Annotated in this window: 20 protein-coding genes and 1 other annotated feature; of the genes, 16 read left to right on the top strand and 4 right to left on the bottom strand. The window is 52.9% G+C overall.

Features of this window, described 5'->3' with window-relative positions; translation table 11 throughout:
* Positions 1-40: 40 nt before the first annotated feature.
* Entirely contained in the window at positions 41-931 is an 891-nt protein-coding gene (locus ACX1DY_RS20860) for a YitT family protein (RefSeq protein ID WP_458966244.1), read from the top strand.
* A gap of 195 nt (positions 932-1,126) precedes the next feature.
* On the opposite strand, the gene ligD is transcribed toward ACX1DY_RS20860, so the two are convergent.
* The 3 genes from ligD to ku form a co-directional block, all read right to left on the bottom strand.
* The gene (ligD, locus tag ACX1DY_RS20855) at positions 1,127-2,011 is read right to left on the bottom strand and encodes a non-homologous end-joining DNA ligase (protein WP_458966123.1); all 885 of its coding nucleotides are present in this window, start codon (positions 2,009-2,011) and stop codon (positions 1,127-1,129) included.
* Positions 1,957-2,982: an ATP-dependent DNA ligase gene (locus ACX1DY_RS20850; protein ID WP_458966122.1), complete on the bottom strand. Its 1,026-nt coding sequence runs from the start codon at positions 2,980-2,982 to the stop codon at positions 1,957-1,959. Before ACX1DY_RS20850 ends, ligD begins: the two co-directional genes overlap by 55 nt.
* A 316-nt stretch (positions 2,983-3,298) precedes the next feature.
* A complete protein-coding gene (gene ku / locus ACX1DY_RS20845; protein WP_458966121.1) occupies positions 3,299-4,273 on the bottom strand; it encodes a non-homologous end joining protein Ku in 975 nt (324 codons plus the stop codon).
* Positions 4,274-4,439: 166 nt separating this feature from the next.
* Between ku and ACX1DY_RS20840 the strand changes: the two genes are divergently transcribed.
* From ACX1DY_RS20840 to ACX1DY_RS20805, 8 genes are all read left to right on the top strand, one after another.
* Entirely contained in the window at positions 4,440-4,613 is a 174-nt protein-coding gene (locus ACX1DY_RS20840; RefSeq protein WP_458966120.1) for a hypothetical protein, read from the top strand.
* A 194-nt stretch (positions 4,614-4,807) separates the two neighbouring features.
* Positions 4,808-4,993 carry an H-type small acid-soluble spore protein gene (locus ACX1DY_RS20835; protein WP_019913235.1) on the top strand — a complete coding sequence of 62 codons (186 nt, stop codon included), beginning with the start codon at positions 4,808-4,810 and terminating at the stop codon, positions 4,991-4,993.
* Between the two features lie 462 nt (positions 4,994-5,455).
* Positions 5,456-6,451, top strand: a complete 996-nt coding sequence (locus ACX1DY_RS20830; protein ID WP_458966243.1) for a DMT family transporter — start codon at positions 5,456-5,458, stop codon at positions 6,449-6,451.
* Positions 6,452-6,708: 257 nt separating this feature from the next.
* On the top strand, positions 6,709-7,212 hold the full coding sequence (gene tsaE, locus ACX1DY_RS20825) for a tRNA (adenosine(37)-N6)-threonylcarbamoyltransferase complex ATPase subunit type 1 TsaE (protein WP_458966119.1): 504 nt from the start codon (positions 6,709-6,711) through the stop codon (positions 7,210-7,212).
* Complete coding sequence (tsaB, locus tag ACX1DY_RS20820; protein ID WP_458966118.1) at positions 7,196-8,029, top strand: tRNA (adenosine(37)-N6)-threonylcarbamoyltransferase complex dimerization subunit type 1 TsaB; 834 nt, start codon at positions 7,196-7,198, stop codon at positions 8,027-8,029. Before tsaE ends, tsaB begins: the two co-directional genes overlap by 17 nt.
* Complete coding sequence (rimI, locus tag ACX1DY_RS20815) at positions 8,026-8,550, top strand: ribosomal protein S18-alanine N-acetyltransferase (protein ID WP_458966117.1); 525 nt, start codon at positions 8,026-8,028, stop codon at positions 8,548-8,550. Before tsaB ends, rimI begins: the two co-directional genes overlap by 4 nt.
* Positions 8,547-9,596 (top strand): tRNA (adenosine(37)-N6)-threonylcarbamoyltransferase complex transferase subunit TsaD, encoded by a 1,050-nt coding sequence (gene tsaD / locus ACX1DY_RS20810; protein WP_458966116.1) that lies wholly within the window; start codon positions 8,547-8,549, stop codon positions 9,594-9,596. Before rimI ends, tsaD begins: the two co-directional genes overlap by 4 nt.
* Positions 9,597-10,031: 435 nt before the next feature.
* Positions 10,032-10,322 (top strand) — a binding site (T-box leader).
* Positions 10,323-10,557: 235 nt separating this feature from the next.
* On the top strand, positions 10,558-12,108 hold the full coding sequence (locus ACX1DY_RS20805) for a 2-isopropylmalate synthase (protein WP_458966115.1): 1,551 nt from the start codon (positions 10,558-10,560) through the stop codon (positions 12,106-12,108).
* 545 nt (positions 12,109-12,653) lie between these two features.
* Here the strand turns inward: ACX1DY_RS20805 and ACX1DY_RS20800 are convergent.
* The gene (locus ACX1DY_RS20800) at positions 12,654-14,609 is read right to left on the bottom strand and encodes an ABC transporter ATP-binding protein (RefSeq protein WP_458966114.1); all 1,956 of its coding nucleotides are present in this window, start codon (positions 14,607-14,609) and stop codon (positions 12,654-12,656) included.
* A gap of 346 nt (positions 14,610-14,955) precedes the next feature.
* On the opposite strand from ACX1DY_RS20800, the gene ACX1DY_RS20795 reads away from it, so the two are divergent.
* The 7 genes from ACX1DY_RS20795 (at position 14,956) to groL (ending at position 20,238) form a co-directional block, all read left to right on the top strand.
* On the top strand, positions 14,956-15,594 hold the full coding sequence (locus ACX1DY_RS20795; RefSeq protein ID WP_458966113.1) for a 5-formyltetrahydrofolate cyclo-ligase: 639 nt from the start codon (positions 14,956-14,958) through the stop codon (positions 15,592-15,594).
* A complete protein-coding gene (moaC, locus tag ACX1DY_RS20790) occupies positions 15,594-16,067 on the top strand; it encodes a cyclic pyranopterin monophosphate synthase MoaC (RefSeq protein WP_458966112.1) in 474 nt (157 codons plus the stop codon). The genes ACX1DY_RS20795 and moaC overlap by 1 nt, the downstream gene beginning before the upstream one ends.
* A gap of 87 nt (positions 16,068-16,154) precedes the next feature.
* A complete protein-coding gene (locus tag ACX1DY_RS20785; RefSeq protein ID WP_458966111.1) occupies positions 16,155-16,640 on the top strand; it encodes a MogA/MoaB family molybdenum cofactor biosynthesis protein in 486 nt (161 codons plus the stop codon).
* A 134-nt stretch (positions 16,641-16,774) separates the two neighbouring features.
* A complete protein-coding gene (gene tatA, locus ACX1DY_RS20780) occupies positions 16,775-17,017 on the top strand; it encodes a twin-arginine translocase TatA/TatE family subunit (protein WP_458966110.1) in 243 nt (80 codons plus the stop codon).
* A gap of 122 nt (positions 17,018-17,139) precedes the next feature.
* The gene (gene tatC, locus ACX1DY_RS20775) at positions 17,140-17,913 is read left to right on the top strand and encodes a twin-arginine translocase subunit TatC (protein ID WP_458966109.1); all 774 of its coding nucleotides are present in this window, start codon (positions 17,140-17,142) and stop codon (positions 17,911-17,913) included.
* Between the two features lie 286 nt (positions 17,914-18,199).
* A complete protein-coding gene (gene groES, locus ACX1DY_RS20770; protein ID WP_019913211.1) occupies positions 18,200-18,481 on the top strand; it encodes a co-chaperone GroES in 282 nt (93 codons plus the stop codon).
* Positions 18,482-18,606: 125 nt separating this feature from the next.
* The gene (gene groL, locus ACX1DY_RS20765) at positions 18,607-20,238 is read left to right on the top strand and encodes a chaperonin GroEL (protein WP_458966108.1); all 1,632 of its coding nucleotides are present in this window, start codon (positions 18,607-18,609) and stop codon (positions 20,236-20,238) included.
* The last annotated feature ends 411 nt before the right edge of the window (positions 20,239-20,649 follow it).

The raw sequence follows: 20,649 nt of genomic DNA, 5'->3' as shown, positions 1-20,649 counted from the left end.
ACTTTTTATAGGGGGAGTTCTATTGACTGTAAGCCAGCAAATTTTTTCGGGCGAGGGACAGAAGAAACCTCAGAAATCTGAGGCTTTCAAGAGGGCAAAATTAGTCCAAAGGGTTGTTATGATTGTGCTTGGAGCAGCGATGATGTCTGTTGCACTGGAAATTTTCCTCGTTCCCAACAAGTTGATTGACGGCGGAATCACCGGTATCTCCATCATGTTTTCCCACATCTTCAACATTCCTCTTGGTATCTTGTTGACCTTGCTTAACATCCCGTTTCTCGTGATCGGCTATAAGCAGATCGGTAAAACCTTTGCTTTATCCACTTTATTTGCTGTAGTTCTGATGTCCATTGGCACTCAACTGCTGCATCCTGTAGCCCCGCTAACGGGTGAACCGCTGCTTGCCGCAGTGTTCGGGGGGGTCATTCTCGGTGTCGGCGTAGGTTTGGTTGTACGGTATGGAGGATCGCTGGACGGAACGGAAATTGTCGCTATCCTGATTGCCAAGAAGCTTCCGTTCTCTGTAGGCGAGGTAGTGATGTTCTTCAATGTGTTTATTCTTACCGGCGCAGGTTTTGTATTCGGCTGGAACAATGCCATGTTCTCATTAATCGCGTATTACATTGCTTTCAAAATGATTGATATTACGCTTGAGGGTCTCGATCAATCGAAATCGGTATGGATTATCAGCGACAAATACCGTGATATCGGAGAAGCGCTGACGGAGCGTCTTGGACGCGGTGTTACTTATCTGGATGGAGAAGGCGGCTTTTCCGGGGAGAACAAAAAAGTTATTTTTGTGGTCATTACCCGTCTGGAGGAAGCAAAGCTTAAATCCATTGTGGAAGACTGGGATTCCGACGCATTTATCGCAATCGGCAATATCCATGATGTTAAAGGCGGACGCTTTAAGAAAAAATCTATCCATTAGCCGCACCCGCAGGAAAGGTGCGCTGACCGAAGGAAGGTATATTTACGAAAGTCAGAGTAATCAATTCGGCGTCTACAGATCATCTCGCCGTATTCTTATATATAATACCTTCCGTCCATAAAGTGGACGCCTGATAAGCCCGCAGCCTGAATAGGCATTTGCGGGCTTATTGCTTTTTGCGGAAGCGGAAAGGGGTCAAGGCAGTCTGGAGAGGATGTCCTCCACCGGCTGCGGCGGCACTTTGGCAATGAGGTCGCCCATGCGGCCCAGGCGCTGTTCAATATTCAGCAGGTGAAAATCGGCGGGCGAGACGTTATGCTCAACTTCTTCCCACAGAAGCGGAGTGGACACGGTTGCCAGCGGCCGGGCGCGCGGTGTATAGGGGGCCGCCAATGTTTTGCCGCCATAGTGCTGGAGGTAGTCGAAGTAAATTTTGTCTCCCCGGTTCTTCTTCAGCCGCTCAAGGGTGAACAGGTCGGGGCGTTTCTCGGTCACATACCGGCCGACCAGGTGGCCGATCTTGCGCAGGCCATCGAAGGTGACCCCCGGACGGACAGGAACAATGATTTGCACACCGGTAGCGCCCGATGTCTTTGGCACAGAGGCCAGTCCCAGCGATTTCAGCACCTCGCCGACAACAGCGGCTGCTTCCATAATGCGCGGCTCGACCTCCATAGACGGGTCCAGATCAATCATCCATTCGCAGGGCAGCTCACTCCCGGCATAATGCAGGGAAGGATGAAATTCCAGCGCCGCGAGATTGCCCAGCCAGAGCAGCTCCGGCAAGCCCTGCAGCAGAATGTAGGTAATGCCCTCATGCGTTGCCGTGCGAACGAAGTCCGGGAGCGGCTCCGGCGCATTTTTCTGATAAAAGGACATGCCGGGAACGCCGTGCGGGTAGCGGATCACCGTCAGGAGCCGGTCGCGGCAGTAACGCAGCAGATAAGGGGAGAGCGCGGCCAGCTTTTGCAGATATATCCGTTTGGTGATGCCGCGTTCGGGCCACAGCAGCTTCTCCGGGTTCGTTATGGTGATCTCTTGTCCTTCGACGGTGATGGAGCCTTTGATGGTCTGAGGCATATGGCGTTCTCCTTTATCTGGTCAATAGTACATTCGCTCTTATCCCTAATTACAACGGCTTGGATACTTGGATGGCGAAGAGTCCCCCCATGAGTTAGCTCAAGGTATTCGACTTTAACGGTAAGCTTGGGCTCAACCCAGATCGCTGTTTTTGACCGTTCCGGTTCATTGATGAAGGGCCTTCCGGGTATTTGTGTTTTTTTTGCATGCTCAGTTATGGCTGCCCAGTCTTTCTGGGTTAACTTGCCGGCACCTGCGTGGCCGATGTATACCAAATCTTTATTTTCTGAATATAGCCCCAGCAGCAAAGAGTTAACGATTGTATCTCTAAAGGTTACTCCCCCCACAACTGCGATCAGATCATTTATCACCTTGTGTTTTTTCCAGCGCCCATCCTTGCCATTCAGACTATACGTACTGGAAAGATCCTTATACACTACCCCTTCCATCCCATATTGCCTCATCATGCTGAAAAGAACTGCTCCATCGTGAAAATTTTGTACAATTTGTACGTTGTTTCGGGCACTGATTACAGATTCAAGTAGTTGCTGTCTGTAAAATAAAGGCCGATCCGTGACCCATTCACCGTTGTACAACAAAATATCAAAAATCATAAAAGTTACGGGAACCTGATGTATGGATTGTTTGATACTCTGCTGCTGCCTCAGACTGTCTCTTCTCATGACTTCATGGAATGAAGGCTTGCCGTGTTCAAAAGCTATAATCTCACCGTCCAGAATGACAGAACCCGCGCTGCAAAATGACCCGATATCCTGAAACTCGGGGTATTGGTTCGTCCGCTCGTTCATTTTCCGGTTAAACAGCTTTACTTCATTGCCGTCGTAATATAGCAGCATTCTTACACCGTCCCATTTTACCTGTGCGATCCAATTGTCGCCCGCAGGTGTAACAGATGTGCTTATGGGCTCAAACGGGAAAATGGGCTTTAGTTGCAGGTCCGCTTTTATCATCGAGTAATCTCCCTGATGTATTTTTGCTTTGCTATGTATAAGGGTTTCCTGATCTGTATAAATTATTTAGCCTAAAAAATCGGGAACTAGCAGAGCGGTGATCAATGGTATAATGATAACGATTCTCATTTATGTCTGTTAGGAGTGTATCGTCTATGGAATTATCCCGAGTCGGCGAATGAATGGGTCATAGGGTGGTTCAAGGTGAAATAACAGCAGAACTGCTGTTTTTGGACGAAGATAGGGTGCTTCGACCAGAATAACAGCAGAGCTGCCGTTTTTGTAACCCGAAGGGGGCTGTAAGCGATTGCCCTGCCTAAGCGCCGGATTCCTTGCTTTTGGCCGTGCGGCGTTTCGCTTTGGGCGCGATAACCGGAATCGGTCCGGTGTCTTCGTGAATGACCGCGTTTCCGTCAGCAGTCGGCATAGATTTTTTGGCCTTGGCTGTTTTTTTTCGGGATGGGGAAGCGGCGGCTGGTTTGGCAGCAGCACCGGACACGGCGGAACCGGGATCTGATGGAATATGCTGCACGGCCTCGATACTGGCCTGCAGCGCGGCCATCAGGTCGATCACATTGGTCTCCTGCCGCGCAGGGGCGATATGGAATTCCTCACCGGCAATCTTATGCGAGATCAGATCAAGCATCCGCTGACGGTAGTCATCAGTATATTTGGCTGGCTCAAACGGTGTGGATAGCTGGGAAATCAGCAGCTTGGCCATATCCAGCTCCTTGTCGTTCACAATCCCCGGCTCCGGCAGACCGGGAACCTGGGTTATCGGACGCACCTCGTCGGGATAAAAAATCGTTTCAATCGCGAGGCAGCTATCCAGCACGCGGATGGCGGCGAGACTGCTTTTGGAGCGGATGGAGATTTTGGCGATGCCGATCTTGCCCGTCTGGCGCATGGCCTCCATCAGCAGACGGTAGGCATTTGCCCCAGCCTGATCAGGGGACAGGTAATAGGTTTTTTGGAAATAAATCGGGTCGATCTCCGTCAAATCCACAAAATCCAGAATTGTAATGCTCTTGCTGCTCTCCTCGGTGAGCTGATCCAGCTCTTCTTTGTCGAACAGGACAAACTTTCCCTTCTCATACTCATAACCCTTGCCGATCTCCTCCCAGGCCACTTCCTTGTCGCACACCGGACATTTGCGCACATACGACAGCGGACTGCCGCATTCCTTGTGAATGTAACGCAGCGAGATGTCCTTGTCCTCCGTGGCGGAGAACATTTTGACCGGGACATGAACAAGCCCGAAGCTGATAGCTCCTTTCCAAACAGTATGCATGGTTATCGCCTCCTGAATCTAAGTGCTTTGGCTTAGTATGGGACGGCCCGGCTTATTCTAGCCTGATGCATTTTTTGCGCAGGTTGGGAAAAAATAAGTCCGGGGTGTTAAGGATAGACTGCGCGAAATCCCCGGCAGCGGCACACAAGCGAAGTGGAGGAGCAGTATGGAAAAAGGATGGAATGACTGGATCGACGCCCTATCAGAACAGGATATTCCGGCAGAGGTTGTGGATTGGGAGAACATTGTGAAGTCCTCTGAAGAAGATGAGCTGGATGGTGATTCCAGGCGGCTTGATGCCGAATCGACCATCGGCGAGCCGCCTGCGGCAAAGGAATAGGGGACCGTGCTTCCAGAAAACTTAAGCGTATGTATACAAAACTTAAGCCTATGCTTCCGAAGCGAGTTTTGTACGAAGCTATTCAAGGAAGCTTATGCTATACAAAACTTTAAGCGTATGCTTCCGAAGCGAGTTTTGTACGAAGCTATTCAAGGAAGCTTATGCTATACAAAACTTTAAGGAGACTCAAAAAAATGGACGTACAGCGTGCGAAGGCGATTTACGCCTCCAAAGATATGATTTCCGTGCATCTGGACGGAAAGCCGGTATGGATTGAGCATGTGGATGCTGACAACGGGATGGCGACGGTACAGGTGGGCACCCGGCCAGGCAATACCCACACAGTAGGAGTCGAGCGGCTGGAAGAGCAGGATAGCTGAGCTGTCTTTGTCCGAACGGCGCTGGAACAGAGTATTGACGCTGATTATGTACGGACATAGTGTAACCGTGCGGACAATGGAAGACAGAGCGGTAGATAATTGCACTTCCTGCAATTAAAAAGCGATATTTTTACGTAGATCAGACTTTAATTGTATTTGCTGCAGCTAAATTTAGGTAATAAAGTACTGCGAGGGAATACGAGACTTTTTAACTGTATGATCTACAATTAAAACCACTCTATCGCCTTATTCGCTCGATTTAAGTGTACAGAGTGCAACTAGCGTTACCGCTCTGCGCCGGGGAAGCAGAATGCAAAAACCGATTGAGGGGTCGCACCCGTTCAATCGGTTTTTTTGAGTCCGCTCCTGCGGCGGCGCCAGCATAGCTGACACAGAGGTTGACGGTCACAGCGTGCGCCTTCTATATTGAACTTATGAAAATGATGAAAAGAGATGATCCTCCTGCGGCCTATATTACTCGGCGTTTGTTCGGCGCTGTTTTTTGCTATTACCTTTGTGCTTAACCGGAAGATGGAGCTGGCGGGTGGAAGCTGGGCCTGGAGCGCTTCGCTGCGCTACTTGTTTACGCTGCCGTTTCTGCTGGCCATAGTGGCTGCACGCGGCAGACTGAGGCCGTTATTGACCGCTATGAAAGAGCGTCCGTCCTCCTGGCTGCTATGGGGAACAGTGGGTTTTGGCCTGTTCTATGCCCCGATGTGTTTTGCAGCTGCTTATGCTCCCGGCTGGCTGACGGCAGGAACCTGGCAGATTACGATTATCTCCGGTTCGCTGCTGGCCCCCTTCTTCGGACAATGGATGGACGGACCAGACGGAAGACTGTACATACGTGGAAAAATCCCCCTGCACGGCCTCGGCCTGTCCCTGATCATCTTGGCCGGTGTGGCGCTGCTTCAGGCGGAGCATGCCCGGCAGCTTGAACCGGGTCAAGTGCTGCTGGGCATTATTCCTGTGCTGCTTGCATCCTTCGCTTATCCGCTTGGGAACCGCAAAATGATGGAGCTGTGCGGCGACCGGCTGGACGTGTTCCAGCGGATTCTCGGCATGACACTGGCAAGTCTTCCATTCTGGCTGATCGTGGGGCTGTACGGCCTCGCAGACAGCGGCCTGCCGTCCTCTTCTCAGGTAGGGCAATCGCTTATCGTTGCATTATCCTCGGGGATTGTGGCTACTGTGCTTTTTTTTCGGGCTACAGATATGGTGCGTAGCAGCATGGGCGGACTTGCGGCTGTGGAGGCTACGCAATCTCTGGAGGTTTTGTTCGCGTTGGCAGGTGAAATGCTGATTCTCTCCTCACCAGTGCCTTCGCTGCTCTCATGGATTGGGATTGCTGTGATTGTTATTGGCATGGTTCTGCACAGCATGCTCTCACAGCGTTCCAAGGGTGAAATTCCCGTCCCGGTAAGCACACCGAACTCTGTCTCGTCGATTTCAGAATAAAGTGGAAAAAGTCATATCAATTCAGTCAATTCAGGAGGAATTATGTGGATTTTTTCCTGGTGAACAAGGCTATCGCTTATGAAATCATTTATTCCTGAAATATTGGACGCATGGGTCCACGAAGATCTATAAACGATTGCCCTGATGAGTAGAGCGCAGTTGTTGCGGTAGATGTACCATACCGATATAATTGAAAGTATTGTTACCTTGTAAGGTTTATCCGGTAAGCAATAATCTAAAAGGGTGGTAGTTGCAGCTTGAACAATAACATTGAAACGGTGTTCACTTACCGTTCATATAGCCTGCAGGATACGGAGCTGCTCGCGGCTGAATTGGCCGCCGCCGCAGCGGCAGGCATGGTTATCGGGCTGGACGGCGATTTGGGCGCAGGGAAGACAGCGTTCTCGCAGAGCTTTGCCCGTCATTTGGGGGTGGAGGGGATCGTCAGCAGCCCCACATTCACAATTATCAAGGAGTATGAAGGGCGTCTGCCGCTATATCATATGGATGTCTACCGCATCTCGCTTCATGAAGCGGACGAGCTGGGGCTGGACGAATATTTCTACGGGCAGGGCGTCTGCCTGGTGGAGTGGAGCAGTATCATTACGGAGTTGATGCCTGAGCGGCATCTGCATATAGAGCTTGCAACGGCCGGACCGGAGGAACGCCTGATTACGGTAACCGGAAGAGGAGAGCCTTATGGTGAGGTATGCCGGGCTCTGATCCAGAAGTGGGGTAAAGATAATGACGAATCAAAATAAAGAGCCGCGCAAGCGGTTTTTGGCGCTGGATACATCAACGGCTGTCCTTGGGGTAGCCATCACAGAAGAAGGCAAGCTGCTGCACGAGATTAATGCTTCCGGCGAACGGAATCATTCCGTCCACCTGCTGCCGATTATTGAGCAAGCGCTGCAGGCTACCGCTACTACTCCCGCGATGATCGACGGAATTGCCGTTGGCGTTGGCCCGGGATCGTATACGGGCACACGCATTGCCGTTACCGCGGCCAAGACATTGGCCTGGGCCTGGAAGGTGCCAGTGGCCGGCGTGTCCAGCCTGCACGCATTGGCCTGGGGCGGTCATACTGCCGCCCTGGCGCAGGAAGCGGCAGGCGGATTACCGGCAGTGGCTGGGACGTCCGGGCCTAGCCCGGACTGGATTATTCCGCTGCTTGATGCGCGCCGGGGACAAGCCTACACCGCGCTATTCGCTGCGGACGGGGAAGGGGCGCCCCGGCGGCTTGCGCCCGATGCCATCCGGCTGATGGCCGACTGGGTGCCGGATCTGGCTAAACGGCTGGAGCAGGCAGAGGCTGAGGGCATGAAGCCGCGTGTCATTTGGTTTGTCGGAGAGACCCAGCTTCATGGCAGCGAGGAGTCCCTTCGCCCGCTTATGAATGCAGGCAATGTGCAGTCCGTGCCTTACGAGCTGGAAGGCCGCTGGGCCGGTTATCTGGGTGAGGAGCGCCTGCAAGCGGGAAGCGACGATCTGCATGCCTTGATCCCGAACTATACTCAGCTGTCCGAAGCGGAAGCGAATCTGCGCCGCAGCAGTGAAGGGAGCCTGAACCCCAAATGATGGAATCGGAGCCTGCAAAAGACCAGGGAGCGGAGCTTGTCTTCCGCCTGATGAAGCTTGAGGATATTCCTGAAATTCTGATTATTGAGCGGGAAGCCTTCACAATGCCTTGGACGGAAGAAGCCTTCCGCAATGAGCTGACGCATAATCATTTTGCCAAATATATGGTGATGGAGCTGCATGGGCGTATTATCGGCTATGCGGGAATGTGGGCGATTGTCGACGAAGCGCATGTGACGAATATCGCTTTGCTTGCAGCGTACCGGGGACGCAAATGGGGCGACCGGCTGCTGGAGGAGCTGATGAGGACGGCTGCTTTTTTGGGCATGAAGTCCATTACGCTGGAGGTGCGGGTCTCGAACGAGGTGGCCCAGAATTTATACCGCAAAAAAGGCTTCCGGCCGGCAGGCACCCGCAAGGGCTATTATTCGGACAATCGTGAGGATGCGCTTATTATGTGGGCGGATCTGCCGGAGTATGGGGAGCAAGGCAAGATGGAAGGAAGCGTGGATTTGAAATGAAGACAGAAACGGGCGCAGATCAGCCTGTGCTTATATTGGCTATCGAAACGAGCTGTGATGAGACTTCGGTTGCGGTTGTAAAAGACGGCAGTGAGGTGCTCGCGAATATTATCTCCAGCCAGATCGAAACACATCGCGCGTTCGGCGGTGTAGTGCCGGAGGTGGCTTCCCGCAAGCATGTGGAGGTCATTACGCTAGTGATTGAGGAGGCGCTGGAGGCGGCCGGTGTTCAGCCGGAGGAGCTGACGGCGGTTGCGGTAACACAGGGGCCGGGCCTGGTCGGGGCGCTGCTGGTCGGTGTTGTGGCAGCCAAAAGCCTCGCGCTGGCCTGGGGCAAGCCGCTGATCGGCACACATCATATTGCCGGACATATCTATGCCAACCGGCTGGTTAAAGAGCTGCAATATCCCTGCATGACCCTTGTCGTATCCGGAGGGCACACGGAATTGGTCAACATGGAACGGGAAGGCGAGTTCCGGATTATCGGCCGCACCCGGGATGATGCCGTGGGCGAAGCCTATGACAAAGTAGCCCGGGCGCTTGGTTTTCCATATCCGGGCGGTCCCCATGTGGACCGGCTGGCCCATGAAGAGGCTGAAGCTGTGCCGCTTCCGCGCGTTTGGCTGGAGCCGGATTCGTATGATTTCAGCTTCAGCGGCCTGAAATCGGCCGTGCTGAATGTGGTTAACCAGAGCAAGATGAAGGGACTCGCGCCGGATGTGGCCGGAATTGCCCGCGGCTTCCAGGAATCCGTTGTTGAGGTTCTCGTCGAGAAGGCCGTCCGTGCGGTCAAGGCCTGCAAGGCCAAGCAGCTTCTGCTCAGCGGCGGCGTTGCCGCGAACAAAGGGCTGCGCGAAGCGCTGGTCGCCCGCTGCGAGGCGGAGGGCATCGAGCTGATTATTCCGCCACCGGTGTACTGCACCGATAATGCGGCAATGATCGGTGCCGCTGCTTATGTGAAATGGCGGTATAATGGCGGCACACCGCTGGATATGGTTGCCGACCCCGGGTTCTCGCTGGAGAAATGGTCGGTAACAGGCTATTGACAGCTTTTGGAGAAGACGGGTATAATCAGTTCAATCATTATTTATAATTTGAACAAACGCGATGAATGGAAGCAGTAAGGAACCTCCGGGATTAGAGAGCTGCGGGTGGGTGCAACGCAGTCGAAGGAGACCTGAACTCGTCCGGGAGCGGAGCGGTGGAAGCAGCATGCTCTTTTGAAGGAGTGTGAACCAGCGGCGGATAAGCCGGATGGATCTTTCGTACACCGTTACGGTTTGCCTCCGTAAGAGGGTAGCCTCGTAAGCGAAGGAACAAGCGATTGCTTCCCATACCTTGCATGGCTGTAGAGTGGATGTCACCAGGCATAAGCTAAGCGCTGGCTGAACCGTGATGTCAACAAGAGTGGTACCGCGAAGGTTAACAGCCTGTCGTCTCTTGAATGAGACGGCAGGCTTTTTTGTGTAGATTTGTATAGAGTACACGCAATGAACGGGAGCAGTAGATGCTGAAGGTGAACAGAGAGCTGCGGGGTGGTGCGACGCAGTCACCGGAGGCATTGAATCTCGCCCGGGAGCGGAGCGGCGGAAATGCAAGGTGTACGCTGCTACGGATGTCCCCGTTAACGGACCCTCATGAAGCGCGGCGGTTCAATTGGAACCGGTGCAGCAACATGGGGAAGAGCTGGGCGCAGCTTGGAGCTTTGCTATTACAGAAGGCCATGCGTCAAAAAGAGTGGTACCGCGGAGGGGTAACCCGCCGTCTCTTTCATGAGATGGCGGGTTTTTGCGTTGTTCAGGTGATGCTCATGAGCATCACCTGAAGAAACGTTGAGAGTGAAGGCTGTCTGCATAGCCTGCAGATCGTTCACTCTCTACTTGCTGCCGGCAGCAGTGGGTGGGGAATCAGCAGGGCCGCAAGTCGACGTGCGGTGCTGTGCAAGGAACTTGAAGTGACGATGTGAATAGAATCTAAACACACAATATCTTTCAGGAGGGTATAAACATGATTATTCCGGTGAAAAAACGTATTCAGATTTTCGACACGACGCTGCGTGACGGCGAGCAGGCTCCCGGTGCCAGTCTGACGCCTGAGCAAAAGATTATCCTGGCCTATAAGCTGGCCGAGCTGGGGGTCGATGTGCTGGAGCCGGGTTTTCCGGTATCCAGTCCAGGGGATTTTGCCGCAGTGGAGACAATCTCCCGCAAGGTGCAGGGCGTGGAAATCTGCGGGTTTGCCCGCGCGGTCAAGGGTGATATTGATGCTGCGGTGCGGGCGACCCGGGATGCGGAGCGGCGGCGCATTCACCTGTTCATCTCGTCTTCTGATATCCATCTGCGCCATCAACTGCGCAAGAGCCGGGCTGAAGTGGTGGCTGCTGCCCGTGAGATGACGGCCTATGCCCGGCAATTCTGCGAGGTTGTGGAATTCACCGCGATGGATGCTGCACGGACAGGAATAGATGATCTGATCGAGATGGTTGAGGCAGTTATCGAGGAAGGTGCATCCATCATTAATTTGCCGGATACTGTAGGCTATGCGCTCCCGCAGGAATATGGGGAGATGTTCCGCCGTGTGCGGCTTGGAGCCAGAGGCGGCCAGAGCGTGAGCTACAGCGCTCATTGCCACAACGATTTGGGTCTTGCCGTGGCCAACAGCCTGGCGGCTATTGAAGGTGGCGCGACCCAAATCGAAGTAACCGTCAATGGCGTGGGCGAGCGCACCGGGAACTGCGCGCTGGAAGAGCTGGTGATGGCGCTGGAGACCCGGGGGGATGCTCTGGGCGCGGAGACGGGCATTGTGCTGGATAAGCTGTATGACACTTCGCGGATGATCAGCGGGGCGATGCATTTTCCGATTGCCTATAACAAGCCGGTTGTCGGCCGGAACGCGTTCCAGCATGAATCGGGGATTCATCAGGACGGACTGCTGAAGGACCGCAGCACGTATGAGATTATGGACCCGGAGCGGCTGGGCATTCCGCGCAGCATGATCATTCTGGGCAAGCATTCCGGCAGACATGCGCTGAGGGACCGGGCGGCGAAGTATGGTATTGCCCTGAATGGCGCAGAGGTGGATGCGCTGTATGAATCATTCAAAGAGCTGGCCGACCGCCAAAAGGCCGTCAGCGATGATGAATTGCTGCGGATGGTCAGCAGCACGACCGGCCGCGAAGCCCAGGTCTACGAGCTGGGCGAGGTTCAGGTGCTGGCGGGCAGCGCTCCGCGACGTGTCGCCGCCGTTACGGTGCGCCATCTGAGAAGCGGCACAGAAACCTCGCATACCAGCACCGGAGACGGGCCGCTGGAGGCGATTATATCGGCGATTGGGCAGGGCATTGCCGAGGAGATAGCTTTTGCGGGGCTTGAGCTACATTCGCTGGGCAGCGGCGAGAACGCCCAGGCCGAGGCTGCGGTTATGGTTGAATGGGCAGGGAATAAATTCAGGGGAACGGCCATTCATCAGGATATAGTAATGGCGGCGGGCATCGCTTATATCGCGGCTTGCAATTCAGCATTGCTTTCTATTGAAGAGACAGCGGCTGTCTCAGAATAGACAATTTGCGAGTCCTCGACCCGGCAGAGGTGAACGGGAAGAGGACTCGGCCATTTTTTGCAGCCTTCGGAGAAGTGCTGTTTTTTTGAAAATATAAGAATTTATATGTTTTACGCTATAACTTATCCTTATATTTCTCGCTGAAACGGATACCGTCCTTTTAAGGACGGCGTAGCCGTTTCCACTTGCGTAAAAAAGCAGAAATTTTTAGCAGCAGCACCTTTTGTCAAGTTGTGGACAACGTTATCCACATATTCTGTCTGCGTTGTGTAAAAAGCGTGTAAAATCAGCAATAACGGCATTTTTTAAGACCCTGGAAACGCAGGGTTACTAAGAAACGATTCCTTGTGCGAATTGTGGATAATGTGGATAGTTCCGTGGATAAAAAGTCCTTGACATGGAAAAGCGTGATTTTACGCATAAAAAAAGGCCGCAAGGACCTTTTTAAGCAGTAAGTTATACACGAAAACTGTGGATGTAGTTGTGGATAACTATATATGAACAAATCGGGAACAGTTCAAAAATATTTATTTTACATATTTACATTATTCGTCAGCAAGGTTTTCCCATTCGCTAAATAAATTTCCAAGCTCTTCTTTTTTGAGCTTCAGATCGTTTTCATGCGCTTGAAGTGCGATATAATCCTGAAAAACCTCGGGTTTGGTCATTTCATCCTCAATATTGGCGATGGCCTCTTCCAGTCCCGCAATGCTCTCTTCAAGCTCAGAGATTCGCCGCTGGCGGTTGCGCTCCTCGCGTTTGGCCTGTTTGTCCGCTTCGTAGGAGAGGGCTGTGCCTTTTTCCGGCGCTGCGGTCTCAACCTCTGCAGTTTTGGAGATTTTGGCAGAGGCAAGCTCGGCTTGCTCCAGAGCAATGGCCTCAAGCTCCTGTTTTTTCTCGATATAGTCGTCGTAATTGCCCAGGTATTGATCAATCCCGGCGGGGTGCAGCTCAAGCACGCGTTCCGCCATTTTGTTCAGGAAGTAACGGTCATGGGAGATGAACAGCAGCGTACCTTCAAAATCAATCAGCGCCGACTCCAGCACCTCGCGGCTGACCAGATCCAGGTGGTTGGTAGGTTCATCGAGAATAAGCATATTGGCGCCGCGCAGCATTAGCTTGGAAAGGGCAACCCGCGCTTTTTCACCGCCGCTTAATGCCGCAACCTTCTTCTGAACATCCTCGCCGCTGAAGAGGAAATTACCCAGAATCGTGCGGATTCGCGCTTCCTCCAGCATCGGATATTCGCTCCATAGCTCCTCCAGCACCGTATTGCGCGGATTGAGCCGTGTCTGCTCCTGATCGTAGTAGGCGATCTTCACTTTCGTTCCCCAGTTTACAGTCCCGACGGAAGGCTCACGGGTGCCGGTCATGCACTGCAGCAGCGTCGATTTGCCGATACCGTTCGGACCGATCAGAGCAGCCGTTTCGCCCCGACGAAGCTCAAAGGAGGCATTCTGGAACAGCGGTGCTCTGTCCTCGCTGAAGGATACCGCAACGTTCCGTACCTGCAGCACCTCCTTGCCGGACATGAAATCCGGCTCGAAGGAGAAGCTGGCTTTTTTCAAATCGCCCAGCGGCTTGTCGATGCGCTCCATTTTGTCCAGCGCCTTGCGCCGGCTCTGTGCCCGTTTGGTCGTGGAGGCCCGTACGATGTTGCGCTGCACGAAGTCCTCCATCCGGGAAATCTCGTCCTGCTGCTTCTCATATTGCTTCAGGCGGATTTCATATTCCGCAGCCTTCAGGTCCACATAACGGCTGTAATTGCCTGTATACCGCCGGGACTGGTGGCGTTCGATTTCAACTATTGTAGTGACCAGACGGTCGAGAAAATACCGGTCATGGGAGACCACCAGGATGCCTCCGGCATAGCTGCGCAGATAATCCTCCAGCCAGGTTAGTGTTTCGATGTCGAGATGGTTGGTTGGCTCATCCAGCATGAGCAGATCGGGGGCCTGAAGCAAAATGCGGGCCAGAGCCAGCCGGGTCTTCTGCCCCCCACTCAGTGTGGAAATAGGCGTATCCGGGGGGAACTCGCCAAAGCCCATGCCGTGCAGGACGCTGCGTATCCGGGTATTCATTTCATAGCCTCCATGATCCTTGAACCAATCCGAGCGTTTGGCGTAGCGCTCCAGCAGATCTTCGTAACGCTTCGCATCATCCGCCAGCTTAGGGTCGGCAATATCTGCCTCAAGCTGGCGAAGCTCCGCTTCCGCTTCCAGCAGCGGCGCGAATACGGCCAGCATCTCCTCTTGAATGGTTTTGTCCGACTGCAGCCCGCTGTTCTGGGCCAGGTAGCCGATGGTGGTTTCCTTAGATTTATGAATTTGTCCGCTGTCATAGGACATTTCGCCTGCGAGAATCTGCAGAAAGGTGGATTTGCCAGCCCCGTTGACCCCGACAAGGCCCACCCGTTCCTTCTCGTTAACCTGCAGGCTGATGCCGTCCAGCACACTCTGTATCCCATATGATTTTGTAATTCCAGTCGCTTGAAGAAGCATACCGATGAAACCTCCGCCCTTGCATATTTCACCGTGGCGGTTACCGCCCGGCTGTACAAAAAAACCTTATTCTATAGTTTACATGAAAAGCGTTTGCCGCGCGAGGGGAAGAGCCAGAGACCAAGTCTGAGTCAAGCGGAACACTTTTCGCGGAATAGAAGGCCGGGAAAACGTCATTGTAATGCCATTATCATGCCATTGTAACGCTTACGAGAAGGAGAATAGAGCTATATGTTTCCTATAACAACGTTAGTTATACAACCTTGGCGAACCGGGGGGAAGAGTGGTAAACTGAGTTTACAAACTATGATAAGCTAGGATATAACGGAAGAGGAGGCGGCTGCGAATGACGGGGAACACTGCGCCGTTAGCTGGACTCAAGCGGGAGCTGCGTGCGGAGCGAATCGCTGTCCGTGACAGACTCCCGGAAGAGGAGAGGGCTGCCTTGTCTACTCTGGTCTGCAGACATGCGAGGGAATGGCTTGAGCAGGAAGGAGCAGCTTCGCTGCAGGCCTATGTGCCTTTCCGCTCCGAGCTGGACTGCCGTCCGCTGATTACGGAGGCTTGGGCGCAAGGCCGCAAGGTGCTGCTGCCCCGTGTGGTCGCAGCAGCCGGAATGCTGAGCATTCATGTGGTCCGTTCCTGGGAAGAGCTGTCACCGAGTACCTATGGTATATTAGAACCGTCATCGTTAACAGAAGATTTATCCGCGGCGGATGATCTTCAGTTGCCGGATGTGGTCTTTGTGCCGGGTCTGGCGTTTGATCTCAAGGGTGGCCGGCTTGGCTATGGACGGGGTTATTATGACCGTCTGCGGGCTTCATGGGAGCAGCACACTCCGCTGTCTAAGAAGTCACCGGTGTGGATCGGACTGGCGTTCAGCCGGCAGCTCGTTTCTGAAGTGCCGATGGATGATCATGATGCTTATATGGATATGCTGATTACGGAAGACGGCATATTTCACTGCCGGAAGGAGAACAATTGATGGAGTTGAGCCATTTCAATGAGCAAGGCCGGGCGCGCATGGTAGACGTGAGCGACAAGGAAGTTACCCATAGATCAGCCTCCGCGCGGAGCAGCGTGGAGATGGACCCGGGGACACTTGCGGCTATCAAGGCGGGAAGAATCCGTAAAGGAGATGTGCTTGCTGTCGCTCAGGTCGCCGGAATCATGGCTGCCAAAAAAACCGCCGACTGGATTCCGATGTGCCATCCGCTGCCGCTTACCGGTATAGATATCCGTTTCTGGGATAACAGCGAAGATCAGCTATATATAGAAGCAACCGTCAAGACGACCGGAAAGACCGGAGTGGAGATGGAGGCGCTGACCGCCGTTTCGGCGGCTGCTCTGACTGTATATGACATGTGCAAGGCGCTGCAAAAGGACATGATCATCGGCCCGACGCTGCTTGTGCATAAGAGCGGAGGCAAAAGTGGAGATTACGCGCTGGAGGAATGAGAGCAGCAAGAGGCTTTATGCGGGAAGGCGCTTAATGGCCGCATCGTGCGGCCGTCTATACATAGCATATAGAGGGAGGGACAACCTATGGCGTGGAGAACAGCAATCCTGACGGCCAGCGACAAAGGGGCCAGGGGCGAACGGGAAGACACGAGCGCCCAGGTTATTCGGGAACTGGTGGAGGAGGAGCTTGGAGGCGAGATTGTCGAATACCGGATCGTGCCCGACGAGCAGGATGAGATTATTGCCGCACTGATTGAATTGACGGATTATTTCCAGGCGGATCTGGTGCTGACCACCGGAGGCACTGAGCTCGCGATCCGTGATGTTACACCAGAGGCAACACGGCGTGTGATTGAGCGGGAGGTTCCCGGGCTCTCCGAGGCTATGCGGAGTACAGTTATGCAGAAGAACCGCGCGGTCATGCTGTTCCGCGGCATTTGCGGCATTCGCGGAAGAACGCTGATTGTGAATTTGCCCGGCACGCCGAAGGGCGTGCATGAGAATCTGGCGGCGATCATGGATCAGTTGCCGGAAGCGTTGCTGATGGTAACCGGCCAGTACCGTCAATAGTTATCTCCTTTTCCGCTATGTCACAAGGAATTGTCAGCGATCTCTGATGGATGTGTGACATAAGTTATGGTATTATTAATCTACTGTTAACGATATCATGAATGAACGGACAGAGTGACAAGGAGGAATAACATATGCTAAATGGGATCGGTGCTCCCGGAATTATTTTGCTGGTCATCCTGGCGCTGCTGCTCTTTGGTCCGAACAAGCTTCCTGAGCTGGGCCGTGCCGTCGGGCGGACCTTCCGTGAATTCAAGGACGGTGCGCGTGACATTATCAGCGAACCGGAAACTGCCAAGAAGAGCGAAGCGCCTGTGACGGCAGCTCCGCAGGCTGTGGCAGCAGAACCACCGCAGGACAGACGTCTGCCGGAATAAATTACATCCTTTCACGCGGGGGCGTTCTCTCAGTGCTGCTTCAGACTGGGGGGCGCCTCTTTTTTAGAATACGGCTCTTAACTCAGGGGCCTCATTACATAAGCCATCGGGTGGTGTCAGTCATGTCTCAGGAAGCGGAAGAAATGTCAGTGGTGGATCATCTTACGGAGCTGCGCAGAAGGATCATCTATGTGCTGATTGTGTTTGTGGCCGGGCTGGTAGGAGGACTGTTCGTCGCCAAGCCCATTTATCTGTATCTGATCAGTGCTGATACGGCGCAGGGCTTCGTCCTGCATGCGTTCTCCTTTTGGGACGGCATCGGCATGTACATGAAAATCGCTATGGCGGTATCGCTGACGGTCTCTGTTCCGTTTATCGTCTATCAATTATGGGCATTCGTCAGCCCCGGACTGCGGCCGGTTGAGCGGAGCGCCGCTCTGCGTTACGTGCCTTATGTGTTCGTCCTTTTTATACTCGGCATTGTGTTTGCCTATTATATTGTGTTCCCTATGGCGCTGTCGTTCACCATCTCGATCACCCGGGGCATGGGACTTGAGGAGACCTATGGCATTGCCCAGTATTTCGGCTTTATGTTCAGTCTCGTCATTCCGCTGGCGCTGCTGTTTGAGCTGCCGCTGATTGTTATGTTCCTGACCAAGCTGAGAATTCTCAATCCGCTTCGTTTGCGTAAAATGCGCCGGTATGCTTATTTCACGCTCGTCTTTATCGCCGTGGTTATTACGCCGCCTGATTTCATCTCGGATTTTCTGGTGACGATTCCCCTGTTGATTCTGTATGAATTCAGCGTGTTCCTGTCGGCTTTTGTCTACCGCAAGCAGCTCGCTATGGACAATGAGCGGGAGGCGCGTTACATCAGGACAGAGGAGTCCCGGTAGGGGGAAGACTCCCGCAGTTTCTGCCGCAGCAGGATGGCATATTTTGCCCTCTGGTGGATAGAATGTTAGAGAGTATGGGGCGGACAAGCGCGGAAACCAGATTTTTCCCAAAAACAAATATGATTTTACGCAAAAGGACTTGAAATCCGGCTTCAAGTTGAGTATCATAAAAATTGTTGTTAGCACTACAGAGTGTTGAGTGCTAACGCTGCTAAGCCGTTAAAATTTGCGGTATCCAAATTATGTTTTCAAGGTAAACAACATATTCAAAGGAGGCTATTTTTTCATGATCAAACCATTAGGTGAACGCGTATTGGTAGAACCAAGCGAGCAAGAGCAAACGACTGCTTTCGGGATTGTGCTTCCGGACTCCTCCAAAGAGAAGCCGCAAGAAGGCAAAATTATCGCTGTTGGCAGCGGTGCCCTGAAAGACGGAGTGCGTGTGCCGCTGGAAGTTAAAGAAGGCGACCGTGTGCTGTTCTCGAAATATGCCGGAACTGAAATCAAATACGAAGGCAAGGAATATTTGATTATGAAAGAAAGCGACATCCACGCGATTCTCGACTAATCGAAGAGCCGTTCATAAGTGATAACGAACATACTTACACAATTGGCTGATGCTTTCGAAGTGAGCTTTGAACGAAGTCACTCAGGAAGCAACGCTAACAAAACTTTTAGGAGGTTAATTACACAATGGCAAAAGAAATTAAATTCAGTGAAGATGCCCGCCGCGCAATGCTGCGTGGGGTTGATGCTTTGGCAAACGCCGTAAAAGTTACACTTGGACCAAAAGGCCGCAACGTGGTGCTGGAGAAAAAATTCGGCAGCCCGCTGATCACTAACGACGGTGTAACCATCGCCAAAGAAATCGAGCTTGAAGATGCATTCGAGAACATGGGCGCACAGCTCGTTAAAGAAGTAGCAACCAAAACCAACGATGTAGCCGGTGACGGTACTACAACTGCAACTGTTCTGGCTCAAGCGATGATCCGCGAAGGTCTGAAGAACGTAACTGCAGGCGCTAACCCAATGGTTATCCGCAAAGGGATCGACAAAGCAGTTAGAGCTGCTGTAACTGAACTGCAAAACATCGCTAAACCAATTGAAGATTCCCAAGCCATCGCTCAAGTAGCTGCAATCTCCGCTGCTGACGAAGAAGTGGGCAAGCTGATTGCTGAAGCTATGGAAAAAGTGGGCAAAGACGGCGTTATCACCGTTGAAGAATCCCGCGGCTTCCTGACTGAGCTTGAAGTGGTAGAAGGCATGCAGTTCGACCGCGGCTACATTTCCCCGTACATGATCACCGATACGGACAAAATGGAAGCTGTTCTGGAGAACCCGTACATCCTGATCACTGACAAGAAGATCAGCAGCACACAGGAAATCCTGCCACTGCTCGAGAAGATCGTACAACAGGCGCGTCCGCTCGTTATCATCGCTGAAGATATCGAAGGCGAAGCTCAAGCGATGCTGATCGTGAACAAGCTGCGCGGAACCTTCAACGCTGTTGCTGTTAAAGCTCCTGGCTTCGGCGACCGCCGTGAAGCTATGCTGCAGGATATCGCTGCTCTGACAGGCGGCCAAGTGATCACTGAGAAGCTTGGACTGGACCTGAAAAGCACTTCCATCGACCAACTGGGTAACGCCCGTCAAGTGCGCGTAACTAAAGAAAACACTACAATCGTAGACGGAAGCGGCGACAAAGCGGACATCAATGCACGCGTAAGCCAAATCCGTTCCCAATTGGAAGAAACCACTTCCGAATTCGACAAAGAAAAACTGCAGGAGCGTCTGGCTAAGCTTGCTGGCGGCGTAGCCGTTGTCAAAGTAGGCGCTGCAACTGAAACTGAACTCAAAGAGCGTAAGCTGCGCATCGAAGACGCCCTGAACGCAACCCGCGCTGCGGTTGAAGAAGGTATCGTATCCGGTGGGGGTACAGCTCTTGTGAACGTATATAACGCTGTTGCTGCTGTAGAAGTAAGCGGTGACGAGCAAACAGGCGTGAACATCGTATTGCGTGCTCTGGAAGAGCCAATCCGCACCATCGCAGCAAATGCAGGCCAAGAAGGTTCCGTTATCGTGGACCGTCTGAAAAAAGAATCCATCGGCATCGGCTACAACGCTGCTACTGATGAGTGGGTGAACATGTTCGAAGCAGGGATCGTTGACCCTGCCAAGGTAACCCGTTACGCGCTGCAGAACGCAGCTTCCGTAGCTGCAATGTTCCTGACCACCGAAGCGGTTATCGCTGACAAGCCTGAGCCTGAAAAAGCAGGCGGCATGCCTGATATGGGCGGTATGGGTGGAATGGGCGGCATGATGTAAGGAGGCGCAAGCCTTTTGCATTAAACGCTTCTTATGAATAAAATGAAACCTCTCCTGAGTTCAATGAACTTTTGGAGAGGTTTTTCTTATAGTCTTTCTGAAATAGCAGATTGAGGCTATCAAGCAAGAGATTAAGCGGGCCGAGGCTGCAGGGCTGCAGGATACGTTGGATGAAGCGAAGAACAAGCTCGCGGAGCTGGAAGCCGAACTGAAAGACCCTGGAGATTAGGGAGACAGGCCTGCTCGCTCTATTGATTAAAGGCTCACGTCAGCGACGTGAGCCTTTTTCTTATTTAGGCTTTAGCCAGTTGAGTGCGTGAAACGCGCGAAACAAAAAACCACCCGCTATGCGGGTGGAGGGATCAAGGGTTTGACCAACAAGACCATTCCGATAAAATTGAGATGTTCAGG

It is taken from the genome of Paenibacillus sp. BAC0078 (assembly GCF_054483875.1).
Note: the sequence above shows the minus strand (reverse complement) of the source record. Positions and strands in the feature narration are given on the sequence as shown.

Coding starts and splice junctions, on each gene's coding strand:
- ligD (WP_458966123.1), bottom strand. CDS start 2,011: ATGCCTCAGACCATCAAAGGCTCCATCACCGTCGAAGGACAAGAGATC.
- ACX1DY_RS20850 (WP_458966122.1), bottom strand. CDS start 2,982: ATGATAAAAGCGGACCTGCAACTAAAGCCCATTTTCCCGTTTGAGCCC.
- ku (WP_458966121.1), bottom strand. CDS start 4,273: ATGCATACTGTTTGGAAAGGAGCTATCAGCTTCGGGCTTGTTCATGTC.
- ACX1DY_RS20840 (WP_458966120.1), top strand. CDS start 4,440: ATGGAAAAAGGATGGAATGACTGGATCGACGCCCTATCAGAACAGGAT.
- ACX1DY_RS20835 (WP_019913235.1), top strand. CDS start 4,808: ATGGACGTACAGCGTGCGAAGGCGATTTACGCCTCCAAAGATATGATT.
- tsaB (WP_458966118.1), top strand. CDS start 7,196: ATGACGAATCAAAATAAAGAGCCGCGCAAGCGGTTTTTGGCGCTGGAT.
- rimI (WP_458966117.1), top strand. CDS start 8,026: ATGATGGAATCGGAGCCTGCAAAAGACCAGGGAGCGGAGCTTGTCTTC.
- tsaD (WP_458966116.1), top strand. CDS start 8,547: ATGAAGACAGAAACGGGCGCAGATCAGCCTGTGCTTATATTGGCTATC.
- ACX1DY_RS20805 (WP_458966115.1), top strand. CDS start 10,558: ATGATTATTCCGGTGAAAAAACGTATTCAGATTTTCGACACGACGCTG.
- ACX1DY_RS20800 (WP_458966114.1), bottom strand. CDS start 14,609: ATGCTTCTTCAAGCGACTGGAATTACAAAATCATATGGGATACAGAGT.
- ACX1DY_RS20795 (WP_458966113.1), top strand. CDS start 14,956: ATGACGGGGAACACTGCGCCGTTAGCTGGACTCAAGCGGGAGCTGCGT.
- moaC (WP_458966112.1), top strand. CDS start 15,594: ATGGAGTTGAGCCATTTCAATGAGCAAGGCCGGGCGCGCATGGTAGAC.
- ACX1DY_RS20785 (WP_458966111.1), top strand. CDS start 16,155: ATGGCGTGGAGAACAGCAATCCTGACGGCCAGCGACAAAGGGGCCAGG.
- tatA (WP_458966110.1), top strand. CDS start 16,775: ATGCTAAATGGGATCGGTGCTCCCGGAATTATTTTGCTGGTCATCCTG.
- tatC (WP_458966109.1), top strand. CDS start 17,140: ATGTCTCAGGAAGCGGAAGAAATGTCAGTGGTGGATCATCTTACGGAG.
- groES (WP_019913211.1), top strand. CDS start 18,200: ATGATCAAACCATTAGGTGAACGCGTATTGGTAGAACCAAGCGAGCAA.
- groL (WP_458966108.1), top strand. CDS start 18,607: ATGGCAAAAGAAATTAAATTCAGTGAAGATGCCCGCCGCGCAATGCTG.